At 61.7% G+C, this 8,311-nt stretch carries 8 protein-coding genes (1 of these 8 running past the window's edge); 6 read left to right on the forward strand and 2 right to left on the reverse strand.

The window, feature by feature from the left end; translation table 11 throughout:
* Positions 1-91 precede the first annotated feature (91 nt).
* On the reverse strand, positions 92-925 hold the full coding sequence (locus ACE4RL_RS00110) for a MurR/RpiR family transcriptional regulator (RefSeq protein WP_375598528.1): 834 nt from the start codon (positions 923-925) through the stop codon (positions 92-94).
* 75 nt (positions 926-1,000) lie between these two features.
* On the opposite strand from ACE4RL_RS00110, the gene ACE4RL_RS00115 reads away from it, so the two are divergent.
* From ACE4RL_RS00115 to ACE4RL_RS00125, 3 genes are read left to right on the forward strand one after another with little or no spacing between them, the layout of a single operon-like run.
* Positions 1,001-2,134, forward strand: a complete 1,134-nt coding sequence (locus ACE4RL_RS00115; RefSeq protein WP_375598529.1) for a Gfo/Idh/MocA family protein — start codon at positions 1,001-1,003, stop codon at positions 2,132-2,134.
* Complete coding sequence (gene iolG / locus ACE4RL_RS00120) at positions 2,131-3,132, forward strand: inositol 2-dehydrogenase (RefSeq protein ID WP_375598530.1); 1,002 nt, start codon at positions 2,131-2,133, stop codon at positions 3,130-3,132. The genes ACE4RL_RS00115 and iolG overlap by 4 nt, the downstream gene beginning before the upstream one ends.
* A gap of 2 nt (positions 3,133-3,134) precedes the next feature.
* Positions 3,135-3,908, forward strand: coding sequence for a TIM barrel protein (locus tag ACE4RL_RS00125; protein WP_375598531.1), 774 nt, complete (start codon positions 3,135-3,137; stop codon positions 3,906-3,908).
* Between the two features lie 70 nt (positions 3,909-3,978).
* On the opposite strand, the gene ACE4RL_RS00130 is transcribed toward ACE4RL_RS00125, so the two are convergent.
* Positions 3,979-5,475, reverse strand: coding sequence for a CoA-acylating methylmalonate-semialdehyde dehydrogenase (locus ACE4RL_RS00130; protein WP_375598532.1), 1,497 nt, complete (start codon positions 5,473-5,475; stop codon positions 3,979-3,981).
* Between the two features lie 94 nt (positions 5,476-5,569).
* Between ACE4RL_RS00130 and ACE4RL_RS00135 the strand changes: the two genes are divergently transcribed.
* From ACE4RL_RS00135 to ACE4RL_RS00145, 3 genes are all read left to right on the forward strand, one after another.
* The gene (locus ACE4RL_RS00135) at positions 5,570-6,484 is read left to right on the forward strand and encodes a LysR family transcriptional regulator (RefSeq protein WP_375598533.1); all 915 of its coding nucleotides are present in this window, start codon (positions 5,570-5,572) and stop codon (positions 6,482-6,484) included.
* Between the two features lie 211 nt (positions 6,485-6,695).
* Positions 6,696-7,469 carry an ABC transporter permease gene (locus tag ACE4RL_RS00140; protein WP_375598534.1) on the forward strand — a complete coding sequence of 258 codons (774 nt, stop codon included), beginning with the start codon at positions 6,696-6,698 and terminating at the stop codon, positions 7,467-7,469.
* Positions 7,470-7,494: 25 nt separating this feature from the next.
* Positions 7,495-8,311 carry the 5' portion of an ABC transporter substrate-binding protein gene (locus ACE4RL_RS00145; protein ID WP_375598535.1) on the forward strand. Its footprint extends 212 nt past the window's final position, so the window shows 817 of its 1,029 coding nt (coding positions 1-817); its start codon is at positions 7,495-7,497; the stop codon falls past the right edge of the window.

Raw genomic sequence — 8,311 nt, forward strand, 5'->3', positions numbered from 1 at the left:
TTCCACTGCGCTCGCCTCCTCTGCGGGCGCCGTTCCGACCATTTCGCTCCTACGAAATGGAATATTTATTCTATTAGTCCTCCGGATGGCTCTAGTCAACGCTGATTTGCACCGCCTTGATCGCAACCGCCAGCGTAGTGGTCAGCGTGATCGAGGCGGTGAGCGAACGAAACCCTGCAACCTCATCCTCACGCGCAATCAGCATTTCAGTGGCAAATTCGTTAAGGGGGCAATTGTCCGAGTCGGTAAGTCCATAGACCTTGATGCCCCGATCCGATGACTCTCTGGCCAGCCTGATGGTTTCGGGGGAGAAGGGCGCGAAAGACGCAGCAAACACCACGTCTCCTTCGAAGATGGTGCCGGACGCATTCAGCATGCCAGAGGCGTAGTGCAGCGAAGACGGCACTTCGAGCTTGTCGAGCAAATAGGCCATGCTCGACACCACGGCATAAGCACGGCGAAGGCCGATCAGATGAATGACGCGGGCCTGCGCCATGCCCCGGGCGATCCTGTCCAGACCCTCATTGGTAACTGAATTGGCCAGCGAGAGAAGGGACTTATGGCCGGCCTCGGCGAACTCGGCGAGCAATTGTCCAGTACCAACATCTGCCTGGAACCGCAGATTGCCGAGACGATCCTGATAGTTCGGGCGGAAATCGGTAACCTGCGCCTTGAACAGGCCCTGCATTTCCGAATAGCCAGAAAAACCCAATGCCTGGCAGAAGCGCATATAGGCCGAGGGAGCCACGCCTGACGCCCGCGCCATCTCCGACACTGTAGAGACCGGAATGAGATGCAGATGGCGGCGGGTAAACAATGCGCATTGCTTCAAACGCTTGGGCAGAATATCAGCGCCTGCATCGAGCCGCTCAAGCACCTCGGTGACTGTCTGTGGGACCAGAGCTGAAGATTGCGGGGCGGTCATCACGTTCCTCTCTTGACAGCCAGCCTACAACCGAACATTGGATTTTGGAATAAAAATTCTGAAAGGGAGGCGGTCATGGCAATGGGGTTGGGCCTCATAGGCACCGGTTTCATGGGCAAGGCCCATGCCCTGGCGTACCGCCAGGCCGGGGCCGTATTCGGCGATTTGCCAGAAGTGCGGCTAGCCCTACTCTGTGACACCCCCGCCGACAAGGCCACGGAGATGGCTCGGCAGTTCGGTTTTTCGGGAGCAAGAGACAACTGGCGCGAGCTCGTGAACGCTCCCGAGGTCGATATCGTTTCGATCACCGCGCCCAACAGGCTGCACTGCGAAATGGCACTGGCGGCGATTGCGGCTGGCAAGCATGTGCATTGCGAAAAGCCCATGGCCCTGACCCTGAGCGATGCGCAAGCGATGCAGACGGCGGCTGAACAGGCCGGCGTGCGTACAATGGTGGGGTACAACTACATCCACAACCCCGCGGTGCAGCACGCCCGCCGTCTGATCGAAGGGGGCGAGATCGGCCGGCCGGTGCACTTCCGCGGCTGGGTCGACGAAGACTATCAGGCGGACCCGGAGCTGGCTTGGACCTGGCGCGCCAAGCGTGCGGATGCCGGACTTGGGGCGCTTGGCGATCTCGGATGCCATCTGGTCTCAATGTCCCATGTTCTGATGGGTCCAATCGACAGCCTGGTCGCAGATACGCAGATCATTCATCCCACCCGCCCCCTCGCCTCTGGTTCCGGCCGCGCGGCGGTGGAGAACGAGGATGCAGCCTCCGCCCTGGTTCATTACGCCAATGGGGCGCAGGGGACGCTCTGTACGTCCCGTTCCGCCTGGGGGCGCAAGAACCGCCTCGATTGGGAAGTTCATGGCACCAAGGGCATGATCACCTTCTCCCAGGAGCGGATGAACGAATTGCGCCTGTACCGCAATCAGGGCGCTCCGGGTTTGCAGGGCTTTTCGACCATTCTGACAGGTCCCGCACACGAGCCCTATGGCGCGTTCTGCCCGGCACCCGGCCATCAACTGGGCTTTGGCGACCTCAAGACCATCGAAGTCGCCCGGTTCCTGCGCAGCATTGCGGCAAATGAGCCCTGCTTTCCAAACTTCACTGACGCGCTCACCTTCGAGCGTGTCATACACGCAATTGACCTGTCGGCACGTGAAGGCCGTCGCGTCCATCTCAATGAGGAACTCGATACATGAAAACCGCCCTTTTTGGCGCCGGGCGCATCGGCCGCGTGCATGCTGCCTCTATCAAGACAGACCCGCGCTCGGAGTTGGTCGCGGTAACTGACGTGGTCAGCGAAGCTGCCGCCACCTTGGCCCGCGAGCACGGCGTTGAGGCGCGCGCTCCCGAGGACATCCTGGCCGACAGGAACATCGACGCCATTCTCATCGCCTCCTCCACCAACACCCATGCCGAACTGATCGAAAAGGGCGCGGCGGCCGGCAAGGCGATCTTCTGCGAAAAACCGATTGATCTGTCGCTGAGCCGTGCACTTGAGCTGTCGAAACGCATCGCCGGACATGCCCGACCCATGATGATGGGTTTCAACCGCCGCTTTGATCCAAACTTTGCCGCCGTCAAGGCAGCCTTTACCGCCGGAGAAGTCGGCAAAGGAGAATTGCTGGCCGTTACGTCCTATGATCCGGCGCCGCCGCCGGTCAGCTATATCAAGGTGTCGGGCGGCCTATATCGCGACATGATGATCCATGATTTCGACATGTGCGCGTTCATGTTCGGCCTGCCCAAGACGGTGACCGCGCATGGCTCGTGCCTTGTGGATCCCGAGATCGGGGCGGCCGGGGATGTCGATACGGCTGTCGTCGTGCTGAGCTATGCCGACGGGCGCATTGCCACCATCCGCAATTCGCGCCGTGCGCCCTATGGTTATGACCAGCGTCTGGAACTGCTGGGTTCGGCAGGCCTGCTCGAAGCGCGGAACGAGATTGAAAACACGGTTGTGAAATCCACCACAGCGGGCGTCGTTTCCGCCAAGCCGGTCTATTTCTTCCTCGAGCGCTACATGCGGGCCTATTCGATTGAATGGTCGGCCTTTGTCGATGCGGTTGTCGAGGGCAAGCCGGTGCCGGCCAGCATCCAGGATGGGGTCAACGCATTGGCGCTGGCCGAGGCCGCAAATCTGTCATTTGCCGAAAAGCGCACGGTCGAACTGGCCGAAGTGCTGCCGGGAGTCTGACCATGGCCTTCACCCTTGCCGCCTGTGCGGAGATGCTGTGGCGCGACAAGCCGATCGAATGGCGCTGCGCGCGCCTCCACGAAATGGGGTTTCAGGTGGGTCTCTGGAACTGGCCCGCCCACGACATCGACAAACTCATCGCCTCGGGCGCACGCTTTTCGATCATGAATGGCTACCTGGAAGGGCGGCTTGCCGATGACACTGGTGCCGACATGTTGCTGGCTTCGGCGCGGGAAGCGGCTTTGGTAGGGAAACGCCTGGGTGTTGCCAGGCTCAACCTGCATGGCACCGGACTTGGCGATGGAGGCCGTCCCGGTATTGCCGAAGTGGCTACACCGCTTAAGTGGGTCAAGGCGCTGGACACTCTCAACCGCATCTGCGACCTGGCTGAGGAGCTCGACGTAGTCTTCACACTCGAAAACCTGAACCTGCCCGTTGATCATGCGGGGGTGCCCTTCGCCCGCGCCGAGGAGACGCTTGCTCTGGTCTCGGCTGTCAATCGGCCACGCTTGCGGCTCAACCTGGATCTCTATCATGCCCAAATCGGCGAGGGTAACTTAATCGAACTGTGCCAGGCGTGCCTGCCCTGGATCGGCGAAATTCAGGTGGCCGACGTTCCCGGCCGCTGCGAGCCGGGCACCGGAGAAATCAACTATGGTGGTGTAGCCCAGGCGCTCAAGGCGATGGGATATGACGGCCCCGTGGGGTTGGAAGCCTTTGCGTCGGCCGATCCCGAGAAGGCCCTTGAGGCCTTCAGACAGGCCTTCACTGTTTAGCGCCATCTGGATTGGGATCTGAAAGGCCGGTCGGCTCCGTGTTGCCCTAGCCCCTTCATGCTACCGCCGTTCACTTCATGGTCGGCATCTGAAATTCGGCGCCATCCTTGATGCCGCTGGGCCAACGTGCGGTCACGGTCTTGGTGCGGGTCCAGAACTTGATCGAATCCGTGCCGTGCTGGTTGAGATCACCAAAGGCGCTCGCCTTCCAGCCACCGAAGCTGTGATAGGCCAAAGGCACCGGCACCGGAACATTGACCCCAACCATGCCGACATTGATGCGGGCGGCAAAATCGCGCGCTGCGTCGCCGTCGCGGGTGAAGATTGCCGTGCCGTTTCCGTACGGGTTGTCCATCACAAGGTCGATGGCGTCATCATAGGTTCTGGACCGGACCACGCTCAGAACCGGCCCGAAGATTTCTTCCTTGTAGATGTCCATCTCCGGGGTGACGCGATCAAACAGGGTCGGTCCGACAAAATAGCCGTCCTCGTAACCCTGGAGGCTGAAGCCGCGGCCATCGACCACCAGGTCGGCGCCCTGTTCCACGCCTTTGGAGATAAGCTGCTTTATGCGGTCCTGGCTGGCTTTGGTGATGACCGGGCCCATTTCCGAAGCCGGATCGCTGGCGGGACCAAGCTTGAGTTTTTCGATGCGGGGCTTGAGCGCCTCAACGATGCGGTCGGCAGTGCCATCGCCGACGGGGACGGCCACGGATATGGCCATGCAGCGCTCGCCGGCTGAACCATAGCCGGCGCCCATGAGTGCATCGGCGGCCTTGTCCATATCGGCGTCCGGCATAATGATCATGTGGTTCTTGGCACCACCAAAGGCCTGAACCCGCTTGCCGTTGGCGGCCGCTGTTCCATAAACGTAGCGGGCGATGGGGGTCGAACCAACAAAGCTGATCGCCTCGATCTTTTCGTGGGCCAGGATGCCATCCACCACTGACTTGCCGCCCTGCACGACATTGAGGATGCCCTTGGGCAGCCCGGCCTCAATGGCCAGTTGCGCCAGGCGCACCGGCACGGACGGATCACGCTCGGAAGGCTTGAGGATAAAGGCATTGCCCGCGGCGATGGCCGGAGACAGCATCCAGAGCGGGATCATGGCAGGAAAGTTGAAGGGGGTGATACCAGCGCCAATGCCCACAGGCTGACGCATCGAATACATGTCGATGCCGGGGCCCGCACCATCGGTGAACTCGCCCTTGAGCAGGTGCGGCGCACCAGCCACGAATTCGGAGACTTCCAATCCACGCTGGATGTCGCCCTTGGAATCCTCGATGGTCTTGCCGTGCTCAGCGCTGAGCAGTTCGGCCAACTCCTGCATGTTCTGATTGATGAGCGCCACGAAATTGAAGAAGACGCGCGCGCGACGCTGTGGATTGGTGGCGGCCCATTTCGGCTGCGCGGCAGCGGCGGATGAAACGGCCGCCTCGAGATCTGCCTGTGTGGCCAGAGACAGGCGGGCCTGGACCTCGCCAGTCGCCGGGTTGAAGACGTCCTGGAATTCGGTCGAGCTGCCGGTGGTTTCGACGCCGTCGATGAAATGGCCGATGGTGCGCATGCAATTCCTCCTTGGTCGGACCGGAAATTGACACTATGCTTTATGCACATCAACGCTATCATTTGCGCATCCGTTGTGCAGAAAGTGTAGCACCATGAATTGGGATGACGTCCGGATCTTTCTGGCGGTGGCGCGCAATGGGCAGATTCTGGCTGCGTCACGCGCTCTGGGGCTGAACCACGCGACCGTGGCGCGGAGGCTGACAGCGCTGGAGGACGCGCTTGGCAGCAGCCTGTTCCAGCGTCGGACCGGCGGCACAGCATTGACCATGCAGGGCGAGAAATTCCTGATCCATGCAGAAGCCATGGAAAGCGCCAGCCTGGCCGCCGCCGAGGCGGCCGATGCGAATAGCGAGATCGAGGGCACGGTGCGTATTGGCGCGCCGGACGGCTTCGGCGTGGCGTTTCTGGCGCCGCGCCTGCACCAGTTGATCGAGCGCCACCCTGCCCTGCGCATCGAACTGGTGCCCGTGCCACGGGCCTTTTCGCTGTCGCGGCGTGAGGCCGACATTGCCGTGACGCTGGAACGCCCCCGCGAAGGGCGGCTGGTGGCGCGCAAACTGACCGATTATTCGCTGGGCCTATATGCATCGCGCCACTATCTCGACACACACGGCATACCGCAGAGCCTGGATGAGCTGCGGCACCACCGCCTTGTGGGTTATGTGGACGACCTGCTCTACACCGCGTCACTGGACTATACCGCCGCGTTCAACACCGAATGGCACTCACGGATCGCGGTGTCCTCGGCCATGGGACAGACCGAGGCCGTTCGGGCCGGCGCGGGCATCGGGATCTTGCACGCCTTCATGGCGCGCCGGGACAGCGACCTCGTGCCCCTGCTGCCGCAGCAGACCCTCATCCGCTCCTACTGGACCGTGCTGCATGAAGATCTGCGCAGCATCAGGCGGGTGGCGCTGGTTTCAGACTTTTTGGCAGAAATCGTCGCCCGGGATCGCGCCGAATTCCTGGTGCCCGATGGGGAGGAGTGCGGTGGGCCGGCGCCGTAAATGCCGCGCGGGTATCGACACGCTCCGCCGCGCCGCTTCTGGAGGCGTCTTGAGCCAGCCTGACCAGACCATGCCCGGCATTGCCCGCAATCGGAGAGGCGGCTTTTCGTTGAATTGCCGATGGCCTAATTGAGCGTTGAACGTGTATGCCTGGCTTTGACCGGACGTGATCTGGCAGCAGCAATTCGGGCCAAGCCGCGGAGGACCGGTCGTGAGTAAAGGCGTGAAATCCGGCGAAGCCCCATTCTGGCTCATCGCGCTCAGCCGCATTGGTTTACTGCTGATGCTGCTCATCTTGTGGACACTGGCAGCCGATCATGTCAGCCGCAATATTGTCCCTTCGCCGCTTGAGACGCTTGAGGCTGCTGTTCGGCTCTGGGTGGACGGCCGGCTGCCGGCGGCAATCGGAACAAGCCTGGCCACTTATCTGGGCGGATTTCTGCTCGCAATCGCCTTCGCGCTCCCGCTCGGCATCGTCATGGGCGCCTTCGGGTTGCTGGGGCGGACCATTGAAATCTATGTCTATGCTCTGGCCGCAACGCCGCGCGTCGCCTTTATCCCGCTCATCATTCTTATCCTGGGGCTGGGTATTGAGGCCAAACTCTTCGTGGTGTTTCTCGGCGCCGTCATGCCGATCATCATCAACACCTATGCCGGCGTGCGGCAGGCTGATCCGGATCTGGTCGAGATGGCCCGCAGCGTCGGTGCCTCGCGCCGGCGGATCTTTACCGCCATCGTGCTGCCCGGTGCGGTGCCCTATATTCTGGCCGGCCTGCGCATCGGCGCCACAATAGGCCTTATCAACACGGTGGTGGCCGAACTCTATACGGCCGTGACCGGACTGGGCGGACTGCTCGCGCTATACGGCAATACCTTTAGAATGGCCGAGTATTTCGTGATCGTGCTCACCCTGGCGGCGATCGGGGTGGTGGTCACCGAAATCCTGCGCCTGCTCGAGCTGCGGCTGACCCGCTGGTCACACTGAACACATAAATACAGGAACACACCCAATGCCTTTCAAGCTCACTCATCTGCTCGCCCTACCATTCCTCTTGATGGCATTTCCGGCGGATGGCCTGGCTCAATCCGAGACGCCGTTTCGATTGATCGTCACCCATCTCGAACCGCCCCTGGTGCCCAATTCGGTGATGGACCTTGCGCTTGAGCTTGGTTATTTCGAGCGCGAAGGCGTGGCGGTGGAACTGGTGCGGGTACAGCAGACGCCGTCGGCGCTGGCCGCCCTGCAGGCCGGCGACGGCGAGATGGCCAATATTGGGGTTGATGCCCTGTTGCAGGCGATCGCAGCTGGAGCGACAGATCTGCGCGCAGTCACATCTCCCAACACATCCTTGCCGTTCCTGATTGCGGCCAGGCAGGAGATCGGTTCCGTCGCGGACCTGGCTGGAGCCCGTTTCGGGGTCGGACGGATTGGCAGCCTCGACCACTCGCTGTCTTCGCTCGTGCTCAACAGCATGGGCGCCGATATCGAGCAGTCGCAGATCGTGACGCTCGGCCAGCCCAATGTGCGGGCGCAGGCGCTGGCGGGCGGCCAGATCGACGCCACCACGATGTCAATCGGCACCTGGCTGAGTTTGCCGGAAAAAGCCGGGCTGCACGTTCTGGTTGACCAGGATGCCTATTTCGCCGGAGCGCCCCTGGTCAACAAGGTCAATGCCGTGCCCAATCATGTCCTCCAGCAGCGGCCCGAAGATGTTGCCGCGGTCGTCCGTGCCTTGATCCGGATCAGCCGCGACATCAGAAACGATCCGCAGCTCTGGGTCGACGCCATGACCGAGGCGCTGCCCGACGCGGACCGGGCCGTGCTCA

It is taken from the genome of Devosia polycyclovorans (genome assembly GCF_042181575.1).
In the GTDB taxonomy this organism is placed as follows: Bacteria; Pseudomonadota; Alphaproteobacteria; order Rhizobiales; family Devosiaceae; genus Devosia; species Devosia polycyclovorans.

What these genes read in the sequence shown, in the direction of transcription:
- ACE4RL_RS00110 (WP_375598528.1), bottom strand. Translation starts at nt 925, where the DNA reads ATGACCGCCCCGCAATCTTCAGCTCTGGTCCCACAGACAGTCACCGAG.
- ACE4RL_RS00115 (WP_375598529.1), top strand. Translation starts at nt 1,001, where the DNA reads ATGGCAATGGGGTTGGGCCTCATAGGCACCGGTTTCATGGGCAAGGCC.
- iolG (WP_375598530.1), top strand. Translation starts at nt 2,131, where the DNA reads ATGAAAACCGCCCTTTTTGGCGCCGGGCGCATCGGCCGCGTGCATGCT.
- ACE4RL_RS00125 (WP_375598531.1), top strand. Translation starts at nt 3,135, where the DNA reads ATGGCCTTCACCCTTGCCGCCTGTGCGGAGATGCTGTGGCGCGACAAG.
- ACE4RL_RS00130 (WP_375598532.1), bottom strand. Translation starts at nt 5,475, where the DNA reads ATGCGCACCATCGGCCATTTCATCGACGGCGTCGAAACCACCGGCAGC.
- ACE4RL_RS00135 (WP_375598533.1), top strand. Translation starts at nt 5,570, where the DNA reads ATGAATTGGGATGACGTCCGGATCTTTCTGGCGGTGGCGCGCAATGGG.